The following is a 22,962-nucleotide window of genomic DNA, read 5'->3' on the forward strand; positions in this document are numbered from 1 at the left end:
GGGGTCACTTCCTTCTATTGTTTGGCGGAAGGAATGAGCACGCCGTCCTTCCACACATTCATCAAGTACGAATTCACGTCCACAGCATCGTGGTTTTCCTTGGTAAATACTTTATCCCAATCCCGAATGACGCCTTTGTACGGACCTGTGTTCGTTTCCAGCGTATTTTTCAGCGCCTCGCGGTCTTTGGCCAGATCTCCCTTCAGCTCGGTTTTCTTGATCGCATCGAACAAAATCATGGCTCCGTCGAACCCTTGTGCTGCGGATGCGAACGTCGTCGGAATGTGCCCGAACTTCGTCTTGAACGCATCGAGAAACTTCTTGGCCTGCTCCCTTGTCTGCTCCCCGGAGAAATTAGCCGTCTGAATGGCATACGTTCCGTTCGTCAAAGCCCCGCCTACCTCGTAAATGCCTTTGGACACCATGCCGTTCTCGCCGATCACCGGCACATTCCAGCCCGCCTTCTCCATCGCCTTCAGCACGTACCCGTTGGATGCGCCCATCCCGAACAAGTAGATTACTTCCGCTCCCGCCGCCTTCGCTTTGGCGACCTGAGCCGTCATGTCCTGATCCTTCAGGTTGAACGACTCGACCGCGACCGGCTTCGCTCCTTCCGCAGCCAAAGCCTTCGTCATCGCGGACAACGCCCCGTTTCCATAACCACCACTCTCATGGAGAATAGCGATTTTCGTCGTGTTAAAATGCTTCTTGATGAAGCCGAGCGCGTATTTGGCGGTAATATCCGCGTTCATCCGCACGCCGAACGTCCACGGCATCCCGTTCAGCACCGATTCCGGCACGTTGGATGTCAGCACCAGGAATGGCAGCTTCTCTTCCTTAACAATCGGCGATTGAGCCAGCATGACAGTGCTGTTGAAGCCGCCGAGCGCCGCCAGCACCTTCTCCTTCTGGGCAAAATCGCGGACGATGCTGACCCCTCTCGTCGGGTTTTCTTCCGTATCCCTCACGACAAGCTCGACCTGACGGCCGTTGATGCCGCCGTCCTTGTTGACGAAATCTACGGCGATCTGCGCGCCTTTATAAATGTTTTCCGCCGTTTCCGCGTTGCCGCCCGTCGCTTCGGTGGACATCCCGATACGAATCGGCGCCGCACCGCCTTGACCGCCGCTCGTGCTTGATGCCGACTCGCTGCTGCCGCAGCCGGCCAAAGCCGACGCCGCTAACGTTACTGCCGTTATGAGACCGTATATTTTTTTCATTGTTATCACCGCTCCTGTGCTATATATTTTAGTTCTTTTGTTTAGTTTTCAGTTTAGTTCGTGCCTATATCTGCTCTTGTTTCCCTCTTTCCGTGTGCGAATGGTGATCCGCTGCATCAGACGACGGATTCCATACAGTTGGCTCGTTAACCAGGAAGAGTGCCGCAACCGCTTCTTGTTTCTTTACTATTGCCGCCATCTATTCTCGGCATGATCATTCACCACGAACCGGACCGCAGCTGCATCCTGCTGGATTGCGCCGTTACCATCCCCCTCTTCCATACCATCCTCCGCTCGGGTCTGCTCAACACCGTTTCGGCTGCGCAATCGACGGGCAGCAGCACCAGATCGGCAGGACAGCCGAGCTGTATGCCGTAATCCGCAATCCCCAGCGCAGCTGCTGCGCGATAGGTCGTCATCCGAAGCAGCTCGCCAAGCTCCTCATCGCTGCCCATGTAGGCAGTGTGGGCGAGCAGCCACGCCATATCGAGAGGATCTCCAGTGCCGAAAGGCGTAAAGGCGTTGCGAATGTTGTTGGTTCCATACAAAACGCTAGCCCCCCGCTCCATAAGCAGTTTGATCGGTGTCAGCCCTCGTCTCGTTTTTTCCGTATCCCCTCTGCCGTTCAAATACAAATCCGTAGCAGGCAGCGATATGATGTGAATACCCGCTTCCGCAATATGCTCAGCAATGGCCGCCGCCCGGTCGTACGGAACGGAACCGAGGGAGGTTACATGTCCTGCCGCAACCATCCCCTGCAGGCCTCTCTCTATCGTCATGGCCGCAATTCGCTCGATGTTCAGCTCCTCTGGGTTATCGGAGAAGTCTGCATGGAAGTCGACCGGCTTGCCGTACTTCTCCGCCAGGTCGAACACGAACGCCAGATGCTCCTCCACATCGCGGTCGTTATAAGGAATGCCTCCGACGGCATCCGCTCCCATCACAATTGCCTCCTCTATCCACTCCGCCGTACCTGGCTGTTGAAAGATCCCTTCCTGCGGAAACGCCACGATCTGGATATCCAGCACCTGCCTCAGCTGCTCCTTCAGCTCCAGCACAACCTCCATCGCATCCAGCTTCAAAATCGGATCGATCTCCACATGGCACCGCAAATGCGTAACCCCATGAAGTACGGCCTGCCTCAGCACCTGCAGCGAGCGTTCGCGGATATCTTCGCGGGTGAACATTTTTTTCATCGCCGCCGTCAGCCGGATAGCTTCCTGCAGCGAGGACGGCTTCCGGTCCATTCGCGAAAGCAAATGAGCCTTCTCCAAATGAATATGGCTCTCGACCAATCCCGGAATGAGCAAGCCTCCTTCCGCATCCACCGTCTGCTCCGCCGATCCGGTCCAAGTGCCGGAAGGAACGAGCCGGACGATTTTTCCATCGGCAATCCCTATATCCATCGCCGACTCATAGCCCTCGATCGAACAATTGATGATTCGCCATTGCAGTCTGCTGGAGACCTCCACTGCCATTTGCCCGCCCCCTTTAATCTAATGTTAGATAAAGTAACATCATCTTCTCTTCATGTTGCTATAATATCCGCTAGCCTTTCGAAAGTCATTGGTCGATCCATCTAAAAACAAAGGGTTACCGCTAGATCATTCGTACAAATCATTTACAGACGGCATTTTCAATGTTAATTTTAATTACATAACGAACTAAAAGGTGGTAAGAACATGCTGTTACAGGAGCTCTTAACCATTCCTATCTATAACCGCGCGCATATTATGGCAGGGCACAGCGGGCTGTCCCGTACCGTACAGTCGGTCAATATTATGGATGCACCGGACATCATTACCTTCCTGAAGCCGGGCGATCTGCTGCTGACGAACGGCTATTTCATGAAAGATTCCCCAGATAAGCTCATCGAGCTGATACGCAGCATGGACAAAATAGGCTGTACCGGTCTTGGGGTCAAAACCAAACGGTTTGCTCTCGAAATTACCGAGGAAGCCTTTCAGGAAGCGGAACGGCTGCAATTTCCGATCATCGAGCTTTCATCCGTCGACCACTCTCTTGGGGAAATATTTCAGCAATCGACCAGCTTTCTTTTGGAAAATACGAACCACGAGCTTCATTATGCGCTAACGATCCACAAGCAATTTTCCTCCATGATCATGCACGGAAAAGGCATTCCGGATATTATCGAAACATTGACCGGACTGCTCGGCTCTCCTGTTTTGCTAGCTAGCCTAAAGCTTCAAATCAGCGGACAATCCCGCCACTTCCAGAGCTCCGGCATGAAAAGGACGCTTGGCTGCATAATCGACGCTCTGGGTACACTGCCTGCCATCGATTCACCGGTCTCCTTGTGCCTGACTCATCCCGAAGTCTCGGATTACCGCTTTATTCAGCTGTACCCGATCTACACGTACCGGCATGAAGGGTATTTAATTGCACTGCGGAGCAGCCCTTCCGACAGCAAAATGGCCGCCTTGGCGCTGGAGCAGGCAGCGAATGTGATCGGCTTGGAGTTTACGAAGAAGCAGGCGGTGAAGGAGCGGTCGCGCAGGTATAAGAACGAATTTTTCTCTGATTTGATCGAAGGCTTTCTTACATCGGAGCAGGAGGTGGTCCATCGGGGTAAAAAGTACGGCTTGAAAGCAAAAGGAACGTCGCTCATGATCGTCGCCAAAAAGGACGAATGGACCGACTCCGGTTCAACCAATACCGTATCTCTGCAGGAAGAAAAGCTCATTTCCGAGCGGGACGTTCATTATGAATGGATCAAGCGGCTCATTTCGCAGATGGACATTCCTTTTGTCATGTTCACCAAAAACGACGTGTTCGGACTGCTGCTGTTCATCCGTCAGCCGGATTCGGAGGAATCGGGGCTGATCGGGCAGCTGGAGCAGGTAGTCGAGCAATTGTACCGGGAATCTCAGCTTAGTATGTCGTTCGGCGTCGGCCATCGGGTTACCGGTGTGCTGGATATCGGGCTGTCGTTCAAGGAGGCTCATAAAGCGCTGCAAATCGGGTATCAGATGAAAAAAACGAGGTTTGTCCGGTCGCATCAGGCCAACGACTTCAGCCACCTGTTTCGGATGGTTCCGCTCGACGAGCTGAAGCAGTATTATGACGAAACGTTTAAAAGCTTGCTGGCTAACGACGAAGGAGAGCAAAACGAGCTGCTGAAGACGCTGCACGCTTATTACGAGAATCACTGCCAGCTTGTAGAGACGGCGAAGCAGCTGTTCGTACATCGCAACACAGTCATCTACCGGCTGGAAAAATGCGAAAAGCTGACCGGACGCAAGCTGAAGGATCCGACGGAAAGCCTGCGCTTTCGCATCGCGTTCGCTATCGAGCAGCTTCTTAATATAAAATGATTTTTTGGGGGACGGCATTCCTGCCGGCTGACCTGGGAGAAACTCATGCAATAATGATAAGACGCTGATAATCCCACGGCTGTCCGTAACCTTCCTCGGTACACCATGTCTATATGGTATGAATTGCTATATGTGGAAAAGGGGTGCCGTGTTGCCATCATTCGTTAACAAGCCGATTTTCATGTTTTACCTTGTTGGAATCAGCAGCTTCCTTATAGGCTGCCTGTACTATCCGGTGTTCCCCTGGTACATACTCGGTGATGTGAAGGAATCGGAAATCGGGAGCTGGGGGGTCCTATCCATGGTCGGCGGAGCGGCATCCATTGTCGGAGCCACTGCCATTAACTTGGCCTCTGTCCGAGTGCAAAAAGCTTTGCTCCTCTTGTCCTTTGTCGGCTTGGCTCTATTGATTTTAGCGCAGGTACCCGCATTGTTTAGTTGGCTCTTTTACGGGGGAGTATTCACCCGCCACTGGATACCTTGGCCAGTGCTTGGCACGGTCATAGGCATGGCGCTGCATGTTTGGCTTGGCCTTGCCGCACTCATCACAATGGTATCTGCCGGTAAGGCACTTCGCGGTGGGATAGAGCCGGGATTTAAGCTAAGCCGCAGAGGATGGTTATCCTTTGCCAGCGTGCTGCTGCTGGTGCTCGGAGCACTATGGGGCTGGGAGGAGTATCAAAACCGCCACTGGATCGCTTCGATAAGCCCTGCTGACGGGGCGGTGAATGTGCCTCTCAACGCAGTGGTGTCTGTGACATGGAAAGGAAGCTATGACAGCATGGGTATGAAAATAGATTATGCGGACGATCCGCATCTCCCCACCCCGGGCACAACCGCCGGCTCGCAATACGGCATTAGCTTCACGCCAGAACAGCCTTATTTGCCGGGGCGCAAAGTAGTCGTTACGGTTGAAGCGGGCAGGCGCTCCCATACGTTCGCCTTTACGACAGCGCAGCAGTGACGGGTGTAAAGGATGTGAACGGGAAAAACAAAGCGGCTGCCGATCTTATACGACAGCCGCGGATTCATTAATTATTTAGTTGGATTTTAGTTATTTCTAAAGTCAAACTTATCATAAGGAACATTTAATCTATGCCCGTTTATGACAACTGTATCGTTATCTATCCATTCAATATCAGCAGTTGCCTCACGATAATTCCAATAGATATTTTTCATCTTATTTTTTTGGTTATTGAAAACTAGTTCACCTCGTATAGAATACGAAGTCGTAGCTCCTCCATTTGAAACATATGCTTTTACAGTATAGGCTCCGTCTGTGGATACTTCTTCTGTAAGATAATCTCCTCTTGGCAATCTGCTCATATCAAAGAATGCCCAATATACGCAATATCCAATTATACAAAGGAATAACAAACTGATGCTGATAAGAATTCTATTTAGTTTGTTTCTTCTATTCATATGTCTCCTAAGTTAATAATTCAGCATTTGCATGTAGATCTAGAATTTCAATTACTTCTGCAATCGCTACTTTTCGTGATCCTTCCATCAAATAACCGATAACGCCTTTTTTAATCCGATTCACGTGTACTTGTTTCCTCATCGCTGGGAAAAGAATCCACATCCTTGCAGTTCCTTCAACTTGAACAGGATTAACATCATCTAAAAGAACATTCCCATATACGTCCTCAAACTCTGGATGTATTATATAGATTCCTTCTGCTATGTCATCCCCATCATAAAAAAAGTCGGATCGATATCCTTGAAAAACAGGTTTCTTTCTCCCGTCCTCTTCTGGAGAGTAAAACCTATACTTTACTCTAAAATCAGCTTTATGCTTTAATCTTTCATCATAAGGTATCCACATTTATCTCCCTCCTATGGTGATAATCCACTAAAGGTCTCCAGATTTTAAAATTACTTTTCATTCTCATCGCTTTCAAAATGAAAGTGCTCATGGTAGACATTATCCATACCAACCAATTTCCCACTTTTTTTGTGATAATAAGCGAAATTACGGTTCAGGGGAAGTTTAAGTAATTGATAATTCGTATCTTTTGGCAATGAATAAATATCTTCTAACGCCTCATCACGAGTAGTGTATAGAGCTATTGGAAAAAAATTTGGAAATCGACCCGTATTATCAGCAACAAAAATTCCCCATATAAACTCACCACGCACGATCTGCCACACTCCATCTCATACTCGACTGAAAATTTATTAAAGTTTAGTCAAGCTATTTTATCTCTAACACCTTATCCTTTAAGTTCAACATGTCCCAAAAGTCTACCTCATCTAGGTCGGAACATCCGATGATCATTTCGTATTGTTCGTTTACTTTTATTATTTCAGTAATTACTCCCGAGACCTGCAGGTGTTGATTTAAATACACATGAATCTCCATACCTTCAACCATCTGACCGTTTATCAATTCACCTTGGATCATAAAAGCAGTTTCTGTCTTCCGCGTTTGCCGTATTTTAAATTCCGCGATCTGCCCCTCCATAAAGCTCACAAGCTCGATAAATCATAACTAAATATTCGTTTACTGGTTAAATTATCCTGCCTAATAAATCAACGAATTCCAGACATCATACCATAAGCAAATGACTATATAATATTGTTCTCCCGTTGATAGGGAAGGTACAATGGGACTCAGAACCATAAAGACTGATGCAGATAGAGAGGACTAATACGATGAATCGATTCGCATTTGTGACCGGAGCCGATCACGGTTTGGGCTACGCCTTCGCGGAAGGGCTGCTGGAGCGTGGCTATTCCGTTTTTGCCGGGCAATATTTGGCTGACAAGGGGGATCTTGACCAATTAGGTGAAAAGTATCCCGATCAGTTGACTCTTGTTCCTCTGGATATTTCGAGCAGTGACAGTGTCACGACGGCGGTTGAGAAGGCTCGTGAATTGACGGACCGCTTGGATTTGCTGATCAACAATGCTGCAATCCTGGGGGATATTCGAGCCAAGGTGACGGAGCCGCTGGATATCGAGGAGATCCAGGAAGTGTTTAATGTTAACACTCTCGGTACGCTTCGAGTAACGAATGCCTTAACTCCCTTGATACTTCAGAGCGAGACGAAGCTGATCGTCAATATCTCATCGGAAGCCGGAAGTATCGCCACCTGCTGGAGGGAAAGCTGGTTCGCTTATTGCATGTCCAAGGCTGCCCTCAACATGCAGTCGGCGTTAATCCACAACGAACTGAAGAAGCTGGGCGGTCAAGTGATGGTGGTCCATCCCGGCCATGTACGAAGCTATATGCAAGGGGTTCTTGATGAGAAAGGCAGCTTGACACCTGCTGAATCTGCCGGCCAAATTTTGGGCTTGGTGGGTAGACATAAGGAATTTATGGGGGATCGTCCTGCTTTTCTGAACTATAAAGGGGAAGCGATGGAATGGTAATTCGTCGCTTACATAAAAACGAGACTGCCGCTGGCAGCCTCGTTTTTTTCAATAATAAGGAGCAGTATAGCTACTTGCGTTTTTCCTGTTCGATGGCCTTATTCGCCTCTTCTTCTGCCATCCGCAGTGCGGTATTGATATCGATTTTGCCCAGGGAAAGATCAACCTGCGGCTTGGTATACGATTTCTCTGCGATACCGTCGTATTTGCTCTTCGGCGAAATAGGCGCCAGCTTGTTGTAAAATATCGCTTTCAGGTTCTTGTCCTTGAACTCCGCGCTTTCCCCAATCGCATTTTGTACCGACGTGCTCTTCAACACGGGTATGGTCGATTTCTTCGCCGCCAAGGTTTGGTATTCTTCCGAAACCAAGTATTTCAACACTTCCATTGCGGCATCTTTGTTAACCGCTTGATTAGTGATGCTCATGAGGGTCGGATACGCCTGCGAACCGATGCCGGGCAGCTCCTTAAACGTCGGCATGGAGACGATATCCCAATCAAGGGTTGACATTTCTTTGGATAAAATCGATTGCAGATCCGACAAATATACGAACATCGCCAGATTCTGATCCTTCAGAAAGTCGTCCTTATACGGCAGCTTGTTATTTAGTGCGACTATCCGTTCTTTGTAGCCCTGATCTTGTGCGGGGATCGTATAGTAGGTTTCATACATCTTCTTCCAAACATCGCTGTTAATCGTAGACGTCTGCGCCTTCACATCCACATAGGGCTGAGAAAACTGATTCAATCGGAGCACGTGGGTCGGCGACACAACGAGACCGAGATATTGCTTCCCTGCGTCGTTACGGGTCATTTTTCGAGCAAGCTCGTGCATCTCGTCCCAGGTCATACCGTCTTTCGGAAGGGCAACCCCGAATTTTTGGAACAAAGCCTTATTATAATACGTCACCATAATGTTGTTAAAGACAGGCAAGCCGTACAGCTTTCCGTCCGATATCATTTTCGCAGCGTCGATCAGTGTCGGTTCAATGCTGGACAGGTCAACGTTGTGCTTCTTGGCCAATTCCGTAATATCTAATTGAAGCCCGACTTGGGTAAACTCGGGGTACGCCCCGATGGAGCCGTAATAAAAATCAATGCGCTGTCCCGCCGTTACCAGCTGCTGCAGCCGGTTATTCGGGTCAACCGCGATGTACTTAATATCGTAGTTCGGAAACTTTTTGCGGAGCGCGTCCCCGAATCTTGCATCGAATGCCTCCGTAGTATCCCCGCCACCCGAGTAAAAAAACAGCTCCGTACGCTCAATGTTAACCTCCACCGTACCTCCGGTCCCGCTTGACTGCTGCTGACTGCAGCCCGCCAGTAACGAGACGATTGCCGCTGCACTTGCAATGGCTGACCATGCTTTCATTTTCATTGACATCGACACTCCCCTTATGCATTTGAATTTGATCCGGTCCGGATATGGATGGATGCTCCTAGTAAAACAGGTCGCAGGGCTTCAAGGTGCAGGGTTCTGGCTGTGTGCAACTTGCAGTTAGCTTTTCATAACACGAAAATACAGAACAGTACGCGCGTTCAATTATTCCAAGCCGTGTGAATGATACTAAAATTTCCGAGAAATTTAACTAAAACACTTTACTCGCGTTTCTAAAGTAATCGCTTTCATATCCCTTTACATCACCATATTATAATGGCATGATTTGACTGTCAACCTAAAGTTTAGTTAAAATAACTATAAAAATAACTAAAACAGTCAATTTATTTTACTTTACCGACAGCGAATCTCTTTTTGAAGGCAGCTCTCATTAAAAAACGCGGCTGCCGAATGAAGAAGGGCAGTCGCGTTCCTTTTACCTACCATAAGAGGAGGATCAGCCAATAAATTGCGTTAGCAGATGATTAAACTTGTCACGTTCTTCCCAGTAAGATCCATGACCGCTGTAATGGAACGGAACCAGCTGTGAATTCCGGATTTGCCGGTTCATTTCCTGTGCTTGTGCAAAGGGGATCACCTTGTCATGAATGCCGTGAACGATTAAGGTCGGTACCCCTATTTTGGGCAAATCGGCATCCAGCCTCTCATCTCTTAGCGTGACGATGATCGCTGAGGTGGACCAGCCCGCCGCCTCGAGTCCCGTTTGCATGAACCAGTCCGCGAAGGGGCCGGAAATGTATTGAAAGAAAAACGTATCCATGACTTCCCTCATCATCTTGGGCCGATCGTTCTGCGCCACGGTTAGAAAATGCTCCGCCGTTTCTTTAGTAAAACCGGTAGGAGCCGCAGCATCAATAAGGACAAGCTTGGATACTCCGTATCCGTTATGCCTGGTCATGTAGCGAATAGCGATGGCTCCGCCAGTGGAATGCCCTGCAAGAGTGACATTGTTTAGCTGCAGCGCCCCAATGACAGCTCGGATATCGTCGGCCAAACGGTCGAAATTGTAACCATGAAACGGCTTATCCGACTTTCCGAAGCCTCTCCAATCAATTCCTATAACCCGGTATCCCATTGCGGGAAGCACATTAAACTGGTACTCAAACTGTTTACTGCTCAGCGGCCAGCCGTGCAAAAACACAATCGTCTTGCTGCCCTTGGGATTTATATCTTCAACGTATAAATTTACGCCAGGTTCTACGCTAACAAAGTATCCCACATCATTTCCCCCTTTTATAAAGTCTTCAGCAATAAGATATTCACTTAAGCAAACATGGGTGAATACCTATAGATCAGGTATGGAGTTTCGGCTTCAGATGCCAATGAAAGTTCTCCAGAAAGTGGTCTAGGAACTTAAAAATAGTGCAGATGGGAGTAGACAATAGGGATTTTTTGAGTTACATTTGTGTAAAGCAAATGATTCATTCACTTCGTTTGACTAATTGGGACAAAAAATGTCTCATAGGGACTATATTAGTCCCATTAACACAAACCTACTACCATACATCTAAGTTATAAAACAGAACCATGCTTCATGTCGTTGTGGGACATTTTTTGCATCTATTGGACATTAAATGTCCCGATTTATTGTTTTCTCGGTAAATCACCTGCATTTGCCTTGAAATAAAATAAAAAAAGTGGAGGTAATCTTATGACAATCAAAGTAGGTATTAATGGTTTTGGCCGTATTGGACGTAATGTGTTTCGAGCAGTGTTAAATCATCCGGAAATCGAGGTTGTAGCCGTAAACGATTTGACCAACGCCGAAACCTTGGCACACTTGCTGAAATTTGATTCCAACCAGGGTGAATTAGATGCACAGGTGACTGCTGTGGATGGTCATATTTATGTAAATGGCCGCAAAATCACGGTATTGGCAGAACGAGAACCTTCGCAGCTCCCCTGGAAAGATCTCGGTGTTGAATTAGTTATTGAATCGACGGGAAGATTTACTGATAAAGCAAAGGCAGAAGGGCATATTACGGGGGGAGGGGCTAAAAAGGTTATTATTTCGGCGCCTGCATCGAACGAAGATATTACCATTGTCATGGGTGTAAACGAAGAAAAGTATATCCCCGAGCAGCATCATGTCATTGCCAATGCGTCTTGCACGACAAATGCCTTGGCTCCGCTCGCTAAAGTGCTCCAAGATCAATTCGGAATTAAACACGGTCTGATGACAACCGTCCATGCCTACACGAACGATCAGCAAGTTCAGGATCAGCCCCACTCAGACTTAAGACGCGCACGCGCGGCAGCCGTTTCCATGATCCCTACTTCTACAGGTGCAGCTAAAGCTATCGGCTCCGTACTGCCAGAGCTCAAAGGGAAGCTCAACGGCTACTCTCTGCGCGTACCTACTCCGGTTGTGTGTATCGTTGACTTGAACGTGGAAGTATCCAGAGAAGTTACTGTCGAAGAAGTAAATCGTGCGCTAAGGGAAGCATCTGAAGGTCCAATGAAGGGAATTCTCGGTTACAGTGAGCTTCCATTGGTTTCGGTTGATTACCAAGGAGATGACCGTTCCTCTATCGTCGATGCACTGTCTACGATCGTCATTGACGGTACGATGGTAAAAGTCCTCTCTTGGTATGACAATGAATGGGGCTTTTCTAACCGGGTGGTGGATCTAGCTCAATACATCGCCCAAAAAGGCATCTAACTCACAAAAAATGAAGCGGAAGCGGACTAAGAAGAAAGTACATCTTAGTCTCGCTGCTGCTTCATCATAAAACTTTTTATTTAATTCAGAACCTTTTCTAGCTCGCCGCACCATTTACTCCAGCCATACTTGGCTCCATTGAGCGCTTGAGCATTTGAGATTCCGGTTTGCTCGAGATGAAGGTTAACCTTCCCTTCTCCTAGATCCTGCAGCGTCCAGGTGACCGTGTGCGTCTCCCCGCCGCTGCCCCATGTGTAGGACAACCGGTTGGGCTCCTCTACGATAAGCACTTCTCCGTCAACAATTCCATCCCACCATTCGGTCGGCTGAGTGCGAAACTGAAATTGGTGTCCTACGACAGCTTTAAAATCATTATCCATTGCCTGGCCGGAGTGGATGTTGACCACCCACTTGGCAAGCTTGCTTGAATCGGTTAAAGCGGACCAAAGCTTCTCGATCGATGTCGTATATTGAAAATCCAAGGATAAGGTTAAACTCATTCTTCTTCCTCCTCTAATAGTTGGTTTAAGCGCAGCATATTCGCACTCCAGAAGCTGCTGTAAAAAGCCACCCAATCCTGAACTTCTCTGAGTGGAGCGGCATTCAGCCTATATCGCGTTTCTCTGCCGACTTTTCGGTCAAGGACAAGTCCGGCCTCTTTAAGGATTGTCAAATGCTTGGATACCGCTGTACGGCCCATTTGGAATTGTTCCGTCAATTCATGGAGCGGTACCTCCTTCTCCTTTGCCTCTGCCAATAGACGAATTAGCCGGCGCCTGGTCGGGTCTGCAATCGCGTCAAACACATCGCGCAGTTGGTTGTTCTCGTTCACAACGCCCCCTCCAAAATAAGATTTTCTAAAGTTATAATCTATTGCCGGTACGAAGGGACAGCCGTTAATTCACCACCTCCTTAAAGTTTACGGTTCATTGGACGCAGCGCCCATGAGGCTATATTGAGTGCAGCATAGAAGAGCGGAAGAAGAATAGAGAACCCGGAATCTCCATAATCATTGGCAAACACGTGAGATATAGCAGCACCTGTCATTAAAAAGAAGATCCCCGCGTGAGCCCATTCTTTAAGCCGGGGAAAGCCTGGCATGACGAGAGCGATGGCCCCGAGCACTTTCCATATTCCGAGAATGGTCAAGATGTATACCGGGTAACCAAGCTTCGTCACCAACTCGAGGTTTCCTCCCAATTGCATCAGCTGCCCGATCCCGCTCATCGTTACAGAAGCTGCGAGCAGTATTGTGACTGACCAGTAAGCAATCAGTTTCCCTCGGGTTCGAGTTTCTACAATCGCGGTTGATCCCGCGCCGATCATCCTACTCATTTTGTTCCCTCCTCATGATTTGTTTTAAAAGAACCTTATTCAGGTTTTGGATTAATTCAATCGATTAATCGGACACTATTTGGTGTCATTTAGATTATAGGACACCATTTAGTGTCGTGTCAATAGCTATTTTCCATTGAACCGTCTTAAAAATAAAAAAGCAGCGGTTCCGGACCTGAACACAAGTCCTGGATTGCCGCTGTTTTATTGAAGCTGCTTTTTCAATTTACTGGAAGATCAAGCTCTTTGCGCAGCTGACCAACCGTCTTTTCCTTATTTAAAAAAGCTTCCTTATCACAGCTTTCGCAAAAGGATCTCTCCACTTTTACATGCGACGGTTCGTCTTATGCGGCACGCTATCGCAGGTTTCCTGATAAAACGTAAGCAGCCTGTCTTTTAATTCCGCCAATCTACCGGCAAGAGCCGGATCATCTATACGATTCACGGTCTCCCCCGGGTCACGGGTCATATCGTACAGCTCATCCTGCTCATACATCCGCCGCACATATTTATACTCCTTCGTCCGGCACATAACGGCTTTCGTATGCTCGGGTCCTTCCTGCAGCTGCCACTGGATGCGGGGCCAGTACAGTCCCGAAGCGCTGCCGACCGAGGTGCTCTCCCGTTCCATGCACTGCTCCTCTCCGTGCAGACGTCCCCCTTCACAAAATACAGCATCCCGATGATCATCCGTTTCTCCTGCGATGACCGGAAGTAGCGAACGGCCGAAGTGGCTGTGCCCAGGAGTCATGCCGAGCAGTGCCTCCACCGTAGCTGGAAAATCGATCAGTTCCACCATCGCATCGGATACTCGCGGATTTACGGGGACGCCCTTCGGCGGCTTGACGACGAACGGGACTCTCGACAAGCAATCCTCGAACGTATTCTGCGTTTTTTCCACGAGACCGTAATCGCCTGTGAAATCCCCGTGATCAGAGAAAAAGAACACTGCCGTATCATCGTACATTCCTGCTTCACGCAGCGCATCCATGACCATCCCGAACTGCTTGTCGACCCGGGCGCACATGCCGTAATACGTGGCGCGCAGCTCGTCCCAGCGTTCCTCCGTCCAGCCCTGTAAGTTCTGCTTCTCGCAGATTCCTTTCAACAGGCTGGGCTTGCCATCCCAATCGGCAGGAGCCGGAATCCGAGGCGGCAGCTTGGAACGATCGATCATGCTGAAGTAAGGCTCCTCGACTCCATACGGCGGATGGGGGTACAGCAGCGGCAAATAGATGCACAGCGGCTTATCAGCCGGAGCATTGCGGATCATGTCGATCGCTCCGAGAACGTTCGCCCAGTCTCCGTCATAATAGGCTTCCTCATGAGCTCCCTTCTCCAGTTTGCCGGCGTAGAAGGAAAAAAAATTGTCCCCGTCCGGTTCACCGCGCCAAAAGTCGTGAGCATGCAAATTCGTTTCCCGGCGCGGTTGCACGGGCGGTTTGAATTTTACGTCGCAGTAATCGTCGAATCCGGTTTCGGCAGGGATGAGGTCGTTTTTGCCGCCCCACCAGACGAAATAGCCGGCGTCCTTCAACGTCTTGAGCAGCACCGGTTCATCCGGCTGCATCATATGATACATCGTTCGATGTCCCCGCACATGCGGATACCAGCCGCTCATGAACGAGCATCGGCTCGGCGTACACACCGTATTTTGGCAGAACGCATTGCGGAACGAGACCCCGTCGGTTTGCGTCATCCGATCCAAATGCGGTGTAACAGCTGCCGGATTGCCCATATGTCCCATCACATCGCTGCGCCATTGATCCGGATTAAAGATAATAATATGCGGTTGTTTAGCCATAGCAATAATGCCTCCTTTTTCGGAATTATCCTTTGACGGATCCTGAAATGCCCTCGATAAAAAACCGCTGGAACACGATAAACACGATAATGACCGGAATTAGCGAGATGGAAGCCCCCGCAGCCATGCCCGACCAATCGACGGTATGCTCGCCGACGAAGGAATACATCCCGACAGCCAGTGTCCGAAGGTCGGGTTTATTGATGCTAAAAATGAGCGGAACAAAGAACGAGTTCCATGTCCATATGAACTGCATAATCGCGGTTGTGGCAATGATCGGCTTGGATAAAGGAAGCATGACCTGCACGAACGTGCGGATAAATCCGCAGCCGTCCATTTCCGAAGCCTCCTCGAGCTCTTTGGGCAAGTTGTGAAAATACGTCATATAGAGCAGGATAAACAAGACGTGCGCACCCGAGGATTCGGCCAAAATAATACCGGGCAGCGTGTTCAGCAGCCCCAAGCTTTTGATGATCTGATAAATCGGGATAATCGTATACCCTTTCGGAATGAACATCGTCGCTGTGATCGCCAGAACAAACACTTTGCGTCCCGGAAAGGCAACACGCCCAAGCGCATACCCGGTCAATGCGCACATCACAATGACAATGGCGACCGTCGTGCATGTGATGATGACGGAATTGGTGAAATAAGTGGAGAAGTGGCCTACCTTCCAAGCTCTGGCGTAGTTCTCCCATTGCGCGACGTCCGGCAGCAGCTTGAAGCCGGCATTAATATACTCGGTATTGGTCTTGAGCGATGAGAACAGCATCCAGACGAACGGATAGACCCAGACGACGCCGAACGCGAGCAGAAGAAGATGAAGAAAACCGTGGATCGTATTGTGCTTGATCATACGCTGCCGATCCCTCCTTTGGCGCTATGGGCATTCGCATTCTTCGCATTCTTGGCGTCGTTGCCGTCTTTTGCCCGCTTAGCCAACCACCCGAGCAATAAAGTTATAATGAAGATCGTGAGCCCGAAAACGATGCCTGCGGCCGAGGCGTAGCCGATTTGCGGAAATCCGCTGGTGCTGAACGCATAGTTATAGATGTACAAGTCTACGGTTTCCGTAGCGAAGAAGGGCCCGCCGTTCGTTAGCGTTTTGACAAGATCGAATACATGCATGCTGTTGACGACGGTTAGAAGCAGTATGACCGCAGCGACCGGCGTTAACAATGGCAAGGTAATGCTTCTGAACGTCTGCCAGAAGCTGGCACCGTCTACCTTCGCTGCTTCATAAACATCCCCCGGCAGCGACTGCAGTCCTGCAAGCCAGTACACCATCATCATCCCGAAAAATTTCCACGAGCCAATAAGAATGAGCACTATCATCGCCGTATCTGCCTGACCTAGCCATGGGACGGGTTCGGACAAGATTCCTATGCGTATTAGTAGCTCGTTGACCAGAGCCTTGTCGTTGCCGAAGATGAATTTCATAATGATCCCGACGATGGATGTGGTCGTAACGACCGGCAGGAAGTATAGAGTCCGGTAGAACACCTTGCCCTTGAAGGCCGCCTGGTTCAGAATAAGCGCCATGATCAGCGTGGCAGGCATTAAAATAACGGTTTTGGCGCTCATAAAAATCAGACTGTTGCGAAATGCATTCCAAAACTGATCATCCTTCAGCAGCTTCTTGACATTATCCCAACCGACAAAGTTCGTGAGCGGGCCGAACCCGCTCCAGTCAAAGAAGGCGTACACATAGCTCATGATGATCGGATAAATCGTGAATACGATAAAGAACAAAAGCTGAGGCAGAATGAACAGGTAGGCCCAGCCATAGCGGATCCGCTCTCGTTTGGCGGAAGAGGCGGTGACGGTCTGCCCAGCTTGTATGGAGGACGTCGGTGCGCTCAATACATACAACCCCTTTGCGCGTGATGAAGGGAATGAACCTCTATTTCCCTAGCTCTTCGTACCGATTTTTGGAATAAGGCTGGAATGGCGTCCAGTTAGGGAACTTGTAGTCGTTTAGGGTCACTTTGCCCCCGCTTCCCTGCACCTTCTTAATCGAGTCCTGAAGAGCGGCGTTGTAATCTGCGCTCAGCTTTTGCAGGCTTCCTTCCAAATCCTTGATTTGGCCGGCCATATAGCCTTCAAGGAGCTTGCCGATGGTTTCTTTAGGCTTCTTGCCGTTGAGCTCGGTATTGACCTTGATTGCCGCCAAATTCCGGATATATTGGTGCGGCGACAGCACGAAGGTTTGATCCTGGATTTTTTGCGCCTGCATAAATTGCGCGTTGTCCACCTTCGTGTTCTGGTTGTGAGCGATTATAGGCGAGCCCTCGACTCCCATCTCCAGCTCCATTTGATATATGCGGTCCATATAAAATTGCAGGAACAGCTTCACTTCCTCATAATGCTTCGTATTCTTGCTCACGTGAACGGAAGCTTTCGTTTCCCCTTGGAACGCGTAGTACTGGGGCTTGCCGTCCTTGGTCGGAAGCGGAGCTACACCAAAGTTATTGAATTTGTTATTCGTCTGCAGCTCGGAGGTGAGGAAGGTACCGTCAATCACGAAAGCCGCCTTGCCGCCTGCAAACAGCGTCGATGCTTCGCGGTAATCGATAACCAGGCTGTTAGGATGCAGCAGCTTATCGTCCTGCAGCTGCTTGATAAATTTCATGGTCTGTACAATGCCGGGTGAACTATGCTCATACTCGCCTTTTTTGTAATTAAAGCCGGCATAAGCGCCGTCGTTAGGTAATACATCGGGATAAATAGCGGAAGCCATCTGCCCTATGAAGCCGCCCATCAGCCAATCGGTCTTCACTCCCAGAATAAGAGGGTATACATCGCTGCTCTTCTCCCTGATCTTCTTGCCTACGGCAATGAGTTCGTCCCATGATTTCGGAACGTCCTTCTCGGACAAGCCGGCGTTCTTCAGCACGTCCAGATTGTAGTACATGACGTGTGCAAACCGGCGAGGGGTAAAATGCGGCATCGCATAAACTTTGCCATCCATGGTTGTGAAGCCGTCCGTCCAGGTCCCCTCATAAAACTCGTCCTTTTTCTTCTGCGGAAACAGATCCTCCAGATCGTGAATCAAACCAAGCTGATACAATTGATCGGTCGGCACCGCGCTTTGGTTGGAAAAGATGTCGGGCAAATCGTTGCTTGCTACAGCCGCCTGAAGCTGTGCCGAATATTGCGCTGAGGCAATTGGCGGCATCTCCACTTTAATATGCGGGTATTTCTGCTGAAATTCTTGTATTGCTTTCTGAAACACCGGCTGAGATTCCGGCCAACGATGCCAGAAGGTAAGGGTCACCTGCTTCTTATCGCCTGTTTTGGATTCGTCCCCCTGCCCGGAGTCATTCGCACCGCTGCAGCCGGAAACGATGGAGCTGATGGCAAGAACAGATAATAGACCGATCGAGCTTGCTTTCCTCATTCCGTATCCCCCTTGTCAATTATGCGGATTTCGCTTACAAGCAAAGTATAGTCAAAGCTTTTCGGGGAAAACAGGCGAATAAATTAACAGCAGGTAGGAACTTTTTAATGTTCGGAGCGGCTGTGGCGTTTCCGGAATTCCATTGGACTTACCCCATGCACTTGTTTGAACAAATGGCTGAAATAACGATAATCCGTATACCCGACCTCCTCGGCTATATCTCCAACCTTCTTGTCACTCTGTAGTAGGAGACGTTCCGCCAGCTTCAATCTATGACGGACTGCGTAACGTACAAAGTTCTCGCCCGTCTGCTGTTTGAATATGCGGCTTAAGGTGACGGAATGAATCGACAAGGCGGCCGCTACCGATTCCAGGTTGATGTCCGCAGCTTTATAGCGGTGTACGAGCTGCATAGCCCTCTCTACAAGATCTGAAGGGGGCTGGTGCGCTTCAAGCTCCGCCAGCGCCTTGATCCCCCCAAGTACGAATCTCTCCAGCCGGTTCTTAAGCTCGGCCCAGCTTGTATGGCTCGTGACCCATGAGGTCCAGTACACCAGCTTGTCTTCCTCGACAATAGCGATGTCGTGTTTGGCCGTCATCGTTTCATCCAGCGCCGCCATGAGATAGGCGCATTCCTTGCGCAGCTGTTTCAGCTCGAAGGAGCCGATATGCTGCAGGAACCTGCTCACCTGCTGCTCCAGCATCTGAATATGCTGATCCTTGACCGCTTGCAGGATCGATAGCCGTAGTTCGGCGGACTGCTTGAGCTGCCATTCGCCGGCTTTGCGGGTTCTTATTTCGGATGCTGCAAAAAATTGCTCCGACTCCCACTGCTCCGCATCGCGAAGGAAATAAGAAACAAACTGGTCTCCCCTGCTAAAGCAGCGGCTCTCGTTCCAGCCGGTTTGAACGACAACGCCGTATAAATTCCGCTTGTACTTGAAGACAAGTACGGAATGTTCAAGCGGCGCAGCGGCGGGATCGCTCACGAATTCAATACGCTTCGGAACCGACTCATCGTACCAGGCACCCGGTGCAACCAGCTCAATAAGCTCCAATTGAATCGATCGCTCCTTCAACAGCTCATTCATTCGTAGAAAGTCCGACCGTATTCTCGCCATCTCTTCCTGCTGAGCGGCGGTCACCAGCTTCAACAGCTCCTCCGGATCGGCCGGCTTGAGCAAATAACCCATCGCGCCAAGATGTATGGCTTTCCGCGCGTATTCAAATTCGCTGTATCCAGTCAGCAAGTATACGCGGGCTGCGGGCAGCTCCGCTTTAACAATCTGGAGCAGCTCCAATCCGTCGAGCCCCGGCATCATAATGTCCGTAATGATAATTTCGGGCCGGATACTGCGCACTTTGTCCAATGCGTCATGCCCGAAGCCTGCATCGAATACTTCAATCGATTTGTTTAAGCTGTTCAATTTAAAAATGATCCCCGATCTGACAGCGCTTTCATCGTCAATGATGCAAATTCTCACCCCTACCACTCCCCTGAAAGGAAATCGGTTGCAATGAATCGAATACTCTCTTGAAAGGTCCTGACCTTAGTTAATCACAAGACCAGGCTGATTGGCGAGCGAATAATTTGGTTCTTAAGGATGGTGCGCCTAATGCTTCGAGGAGTAATGACGATGGATCGCAAATTCCGCAACTTATCTCTGAAGAGCAAGCTGTTTGTGCTGCTGATTGCCATCTCCCTCGTCCCTACCTTGACGGTCAGCTTCATATCCCAGTTTGTCCTGGTTCGTTCCAGCACCGACTACACCGCAACCCTATCCTCCCAATTGGTAGAGTATATGGCTACCGAAATCAACAATTACTTGATTGGGATTAACGAAACTCTCAATCCGGTCGTTATTCATTCCGAATTTCAAAAGTTTCTATCGGTTTCCAAAGATAATGTACCTGCGCAAGCGAATTATTCGATCAATTTCAGACCGCTCCTTCAGCTGATCATCCAGTCAAAGAAAGAAATTCTCAGCGTGCTCTATTTGGATAACTTGGGTAAAGTATATTCCGAATCTCAAAAAGTGCATATCCAGTTCGAATATCCGTTTCAACAAGATCCTGTCCTAAGCAAAGTGTACACCATGGAGAAGGAAGGACTGCTTGTCCCCCATCCGATGAACTATGCCATCTCCCCTGCACAAAATCAGCAGGTCCTCACTTTCGTCAAGCCTGTCATCGATCTAAGACAACAAACCATCGGCGGATGGATCCTCATCGAGATCGACGCAGAATGGTTCCAGAAGCTGATGGACCACACACGGCTGGGACATAACGGCCATATGCTTCTGTTTAGCAGAGAATCGGGAGAGCTCATCCATTTCGGGCAGCCTTCCTCGACGATAGACGGGCTTCGTGAGCAGCTAATGCTCCGGCCTGACGGTACGGATCAGTTTCTGATGAATGTGGAAGGAACACGCTACCAGGTTATGTACAGTCCGATTCCGTTAGGCAATTGGACATTGGTCGGTATCTCGGATCTGGGTGAAATGAATCAAGGCATCCGTCAGGCTCAGACGCTTACCTTTATCGTTGCATCGATCAGCTTTATCATTGCGCTGCTGATAGCTTTTCCTTTTATGGGGGTCGTCCTGAGACCGTTATACCGGCTGAAATCAGGCATGCAGATGCTTGGGCGCGGCACTTCCGTCCCGATCGATCATTCGGTGCAGGATGAGATCGGATTTTTGATCCGTACGTATAATCGGATGCTCGATGATCTGGACATATTGAGGCAGGAAGTGATTCGGACCAGGCTTAGCGAAAAGGAAAAGGAGCTGCTGCAGCTTCAGGCCCAGATCAATCCGCACTTCCTGTTCAATACGCTGGAGACGATTGAATCGTATTCGCTACATAACCATGGCGAGGCGGTCAGCGACATGCTCCGATGCGTATCGCGGATGATGAGATACAACGTGCGCCAAGACCGTGGACTAGCTCCCCTGGCGGAGGAAATCAAGTATATCCGTGACTTTTTGCATATCCATTCCTATCGTTACGGGGAGAAGGTGCAAGCTGAATTTGAAATCGAGCCGGAGCTGCTGGATACTCCGATCATGAAGCTTAGCCTGCAGCCATTTGTGGAAAACTCCTTGAAATACGGCTGGAGCCCTGCTCGCGGCAATGCCGATTTCGTTCTGCGCCTGTCTGTGCAGGTAGATAATAACCAATGGTTAGTTATTGTTTCGGATAACGGACGGGGCATACCGGATGAAATTCTGCACAAGCTGAGGACGCTCACGGAAAGCGACGGCGAGAGCTCCGATCCATACTTCATGCAGCACACGGGGATTATGAATGTATACAGGCGCTACGCGCTAGCTTATGGTGATCAATTCTCCATGAAGCTTGAACGCAACGATAAGGAGGGGCAAGGCACAAGGGTTGTAATCAGGCTGCCTTACGGGAAGATGTAGAGAGTGAGATTGTCCGGTAAAAAGAAATCAGCAGCCCTGGACGTTATGATGAAGTCCCGGGCTGCCGCCGTTACAACGTTAAAAAATCGTCGGTACCATTCCCCCATCCATGCGGATCGGAGAGCCTTTCAATGCGGATGCATAGGGACTGCATACAAACGCAGCCAGTCTGCCGATTTCAAAAGGCTTAATAAATCGCTGAATTTCAGATTGAGGCAGGTTGGCTGTCATAAATGTTTTCTCTTTTTCGGAAAAAGTCATATCTTCGTTAGGGTACATCCCGTCAATGATTTGATAAACCTTTTCAGTGAGGGTAGGTCCCGGCATGATCGTATTGACTGTAACTTCGGTTCCTGCTGTTAATTTAGATAAGCTTTTGGACAAAGATAACAGCATGGACTTGGTCATACAATATTGAGGCATCTGCCCTGAAGGCATCACCGCTTCTTCACTTGCAATGAAGATAATGCGGCCGTAGTTATTGTTCATCATTTTAGGCAAATAAAATTTACATAATCCATTGGCAGCAAGAACATTAGTACGGAAATAGGTTTCCCACACCTCATCGTCAACATCCTCATATCGCATCATTTCATAGATTCCCATGCTGTTAACTAAAATATCCACCTCAGGGTATTTTTCAAACAACGCTTCTCTTTGTTGAATATCCACTAAATCGGCGGCAGCATTTTGAGGAGAGGTATTCGGAAAAGCTTCCTTTATTTCATTTACGGTTCGTTCTGCCTCTTCATCATTTCTACCGTTAATTAGTACATGAACGCCTTCTTTGGCAAGCTCAATAGCAATGGCTTTACCTATGCCTTTCGTTGATCCTGTGACTAGAGCCGTTTTATTATATAATCCCATATCCATAGTACGTGTCTCCTTACAAAGTCGATTTGTCCAATAACATAGGATTATCTTACTTTGTCCGGATGGATTGGTAACTAGCGCACGGTGCCAAAATTCTTGCATAACACGCCAAATCCTTCAGCTGCGAA

Annotated in this window: 21 protein-coding genes; 5 read left to right on the forward strand and 16 right to left on the reverse strand. The window is 49.1% G+C overall.

The features are described from left to right. Window positions 1-14: 14 nt before the first annotated feature. Together DVH26_RS30625 and DVH26_RS30630 are read right to left on the reverse strand one after the other, a co-directional pair. Window positions 15-1,220, reverse strand: a complete 1,206-nt coding sequence (locus tag DVH26_RS30625; RefSeq protein ID WP_239628920.1) for an ABC transporter substrate-binding protein — start codon at window positions 1,218-1,220, stop codon at window positions 15-17. Window positions 1,221-1,438: 218 nt separating this feature from the next. Beyond that, on the reverse strand, window positions 1,439-2,698 hold the full coding sequence (locus DVH26_RS30630) for an amidohydrolase family protein (protein ID WP_239628921.1): 1,260 nt from the start codon (window positions 2,696-2,698) through the stop codon (window positions 1,439-1,441). 204 nt (window positions 2,699-2,902) lie between these two features. Here DVH26_RS30630 and DVH26_RS30635 point away from each other — a divergent pair, with 204 nt between their 5' ends. Both DVH26_RS30635 and DVH26_RS30640 read left to right on the forward strand, forming a co-directional pair. Next, window positions 2,903-4,555, forward strand: a complete 1,653-nt coding sequence (locus DVH26_RS30635) for a PucR family transcriptional regulator (RefSeq protein ID WP_239628922.1) — start codon at window positions 2,903-2,905, stop codon at window positions 4,553-4,555. 151 nt (window positions 4,556-4,706) lie between these two features. Further along, on the forward strand, window positions 4,707-5,519 hold the full coding sequence (locus tag DVH26_RS30640; RefSeq protein ID WP_239628923.1) for an Ig-like domain-containing domain: 813 nt from the start codon (window positions 4,707-4,709) through the stop codon (window positions 5,517-5,519). Between the two features lie 86 nt (window positions 5,520-5,605). On the opposite strand, the gene DVH26_RS30645 is transcribed toward DVH26_RS30640, so the two are convergent. Genes DVH26_RS30645 through DVH26_RS30655 form a run of 3 tightly spaced genes read right to left on the reverse strand, consistent with a single transcriptional unit; the run spans window position 5,606 to window position 6,697 of the window. Then, entirely contained in the window at window positions 5,606-5,977 is a 372-nt protein-coding gene (locus DVH26_RS30645; protein ID WP_239628924.1) for a DUF5412 domain-containing protein, read from the reverse strand. A gap of 7 nt (window positions 5,978-5,984) precedes the next feature. Next, window positions 5,985-6,383: a hypothetical protein gene (locus tag DVH26_RS30650; RefSeq protein ID WP_239628925.1), complete on the reverse strand. Its 399-nt coding sequence runs from the start codon at window positions 6,381-6,383 to the stop codon at window positions 5,985-5,987. A 50-nt stretch (window positions 6,384-6,433) separates the two neighbouring features. Beyond that, on the reverse strand, window positions 6,434-6,697 hold the full coding sequence (locus DVH26_RS30655; protein WP_239628926.1) for a hypothetical protein: 264 nt from the start codon (window positions 6,695-6,697) through the stop codon (window positions 6,434-6,436). Between the two features lie 516 nt (window positions 6,698-7,213). On the opposite strand from DVH26_RS30655, the gene DVH26_RS30660 reads away from it, so the two are divergent. Then, window positions 7,214-7,933, forward strand: a complete 720-nt coding sequence (locus tag DVH26_RS30660) for an SDR family NAD(P)-dependent oxidoreductase (protein WP_239628928.1) — start codon at window positions 7,214-7,216, stop codon at window positions 7,931-7,933. Between the two features lie 70 nt (window positions 7,934-8,003). Here DVH26_RS30660 and DVH26_RS30665 read toward each other — a convergent pair whose 3' ends face one another. Further along, window positions 8,004-9,311, reverse strand: coding sequence for an ABC transporter substrate-binding protein (locus DVH26_RS30665; RefSeq protein ID WP_239628930.1), 1,308 nt, complete (start codon window positions 9,309-9,311; stop codon window positions 8,004-8,006). 457 nt (window positions 9,312-9,768) lie between these two features. Then, window positions 9,769-10,551: an alpha/beta fold hydrolase gene (locus DVH26_RS30670; RefSeq protein WP_239628936.1), complete on the reverse strand. Its 783-nt coding sequence runs from the start codon at window positions 10,549-10,551 to the stop codon at window positions 9,769-9,771. Window positions 10,552-10,983: 432 nt separating this feature from the next. On the opposite strand from DVH26_RS30670, the gene gap reads away from it, so the two are divergent. Continuing rightward, window positions 10,984-11,994 (forward strand): type I glyceraldehyde-3-phosphate dehydrogenase, encoded by a 1,011-nt coding sequence (gene gap / locus DVH26_RS30675; protein WP_239628939.1) that lies wholly within the window; start codon window positions 10,984-10,986, stop codon window positions 11,992-11,994. Between the two features lie 80 nt (window positions 11,995-12,074). Here the strand turns inward: gap and DVH26_RS30680 are convergent, their stop codons facing one another. The 8 genes from DVH26_RS30680 to DVH26_RS30715 form a co-directional block, all read right to left on the reverse strand. Continuing rightward, window positions 12,075-12,494, reverse strand: a complete 420-nt coding sequence (locus DVH26_RS30680) for an SRPBCC family protein (RefSeq protein WP_239628941.1) — start codon at window positions 12,492-12,494, stop codon at window positions 12,075-12,077. Continuing rightward, a complete protein-coding gene (locus DVH26_RS30685) occupies window positions 12,491-12,826 on the reverse strand; it encodes an ArsR/SmtB family transcription factor (RefSeq protein ID WP_239628943.1) in 336 nt (111 codons plus the stop codon). The genes DVH26_RS30680 and DVH26_RS30685 overlap by 4 nt, the downstream gene beginning before the upstream one ends. An 80-nt stretch (window positions 12,827-12,906) precedes the next feature. After that, window positions 12,907-13,329 (reverse strand): DoxX family protein, encoded by a 423-nt coding sequence (locus DVH26_RS30690; protein ID WP_239628945.1) that lies wholly within the window; start codon window positions 13,327-13,329, stop codon window positions 12,907-12,909. A gap of 325 nt (window positions 13,330-13,654) precedes the next feature. Continuing rightward, window positions 13,655-15,133: a sulfatase family protein gene (locus DVH26_RS30695; protein ID WP_239628947.1), complete on the reverse strand. Its 1,479-nt coding sequence runs from the start codon at window positions 15,131-15,133 to the stop codon at window positions 13,655-13,657. Between the two features lie 25 nt (window positions 15,134-15,158). Beyond that, window positions 15,159-15,989: a carbohydrate ABC transporter permease gene (locus tag DVH26_RS30700; protein WP_239628950.1), complete on the reverse strand. Its 831-nt coding sequence runs from the start codon at window positions 15,987-15,989 to the stop codon at window positions 15,159-15,161. Next, window positions 15,986-16,996 (reverse strand): carbohydrate ABC transporter permease, encoded by a 1,011-nt coding sequence (locus DVH26_RS30705; protein WP_239628952.1) that lies wholly within the window; start codon window positions 16,994-16,996, stop codon window positions 15,986-15,988. The genes DVH26_RS30700 and DVH26_RS30705 overlap by 4 nt, the downstream gene beginning before the upstream one ends. Window positions 16,997-17,036: 40 nt before the next feature. Then, window positions 17,037-18,533, reverse strand: a complete 1,497-nt coding sequence (locus DVH26_RS30710) for an ABC transporter substrate-binding protein (RefSeq protein WP_239628955.1) — start codon at window positions 18,531-18,533, stop codon at window positions 17,037-17,039. Window positions 18,534-18,637: 104 nt separating this feature from the next. Continuing rightward, window positions 18,638-20,017: a response regulator transcription factor gene (locus tag DVH26_RS30715; RefSeq protein ID WP_239628957.1), complete on the reverse strand. Its 1,380-nt coding sequence runs from the start codon at window positions 20,015-20,017 to the stop codon at window positions 18,638-18,640. Between the two features lie 153 nt (window positions 20,018-20,170). On the opposite strand from DVH26_RS30715, the gene DVH26_RS30720 reads away from it, so the two are divergent. Next, complete coding sequence (locus DVH26_RS30720; RefSeq protein WP_239628959.1) at window positions 20,171-21,961, forward strand: cache domain-containing sensor histidine kinase; 1,791 nt, start codon at window positions 20,171-20,173, stop codon at window positions 21,959-21,961. A 78-nt stretch (window positions 21,962-22,039) separates the two neighbouring features. Here the strand turns inward: DVH26_RS30720 and DVH26_RS30725 are convergent, their stop codons facing one another. Continuing rightward, window positions 22,040-22,834: an SDR family NAD(P)-dependent oxidoreductase gene (locus DVH26_RS30725; protein WP_239628961.1), complete on the reverse strand. Its 795-nt coding sequence runs from the start codon at window positions 22,832-22,834 to the stop codon at window positions 22,040-22,042. Window positions 22,835-22,962: the final 128 nt, after the last annotated feature.

The organism is Paenibacillus sp. H1-7, from assembly GCF_022354825.1.
Lineage (GTDB): Bacteria > Bacillota > Bacilli > Paenibacillales > NBRC-103111 > Paenibacillus_S.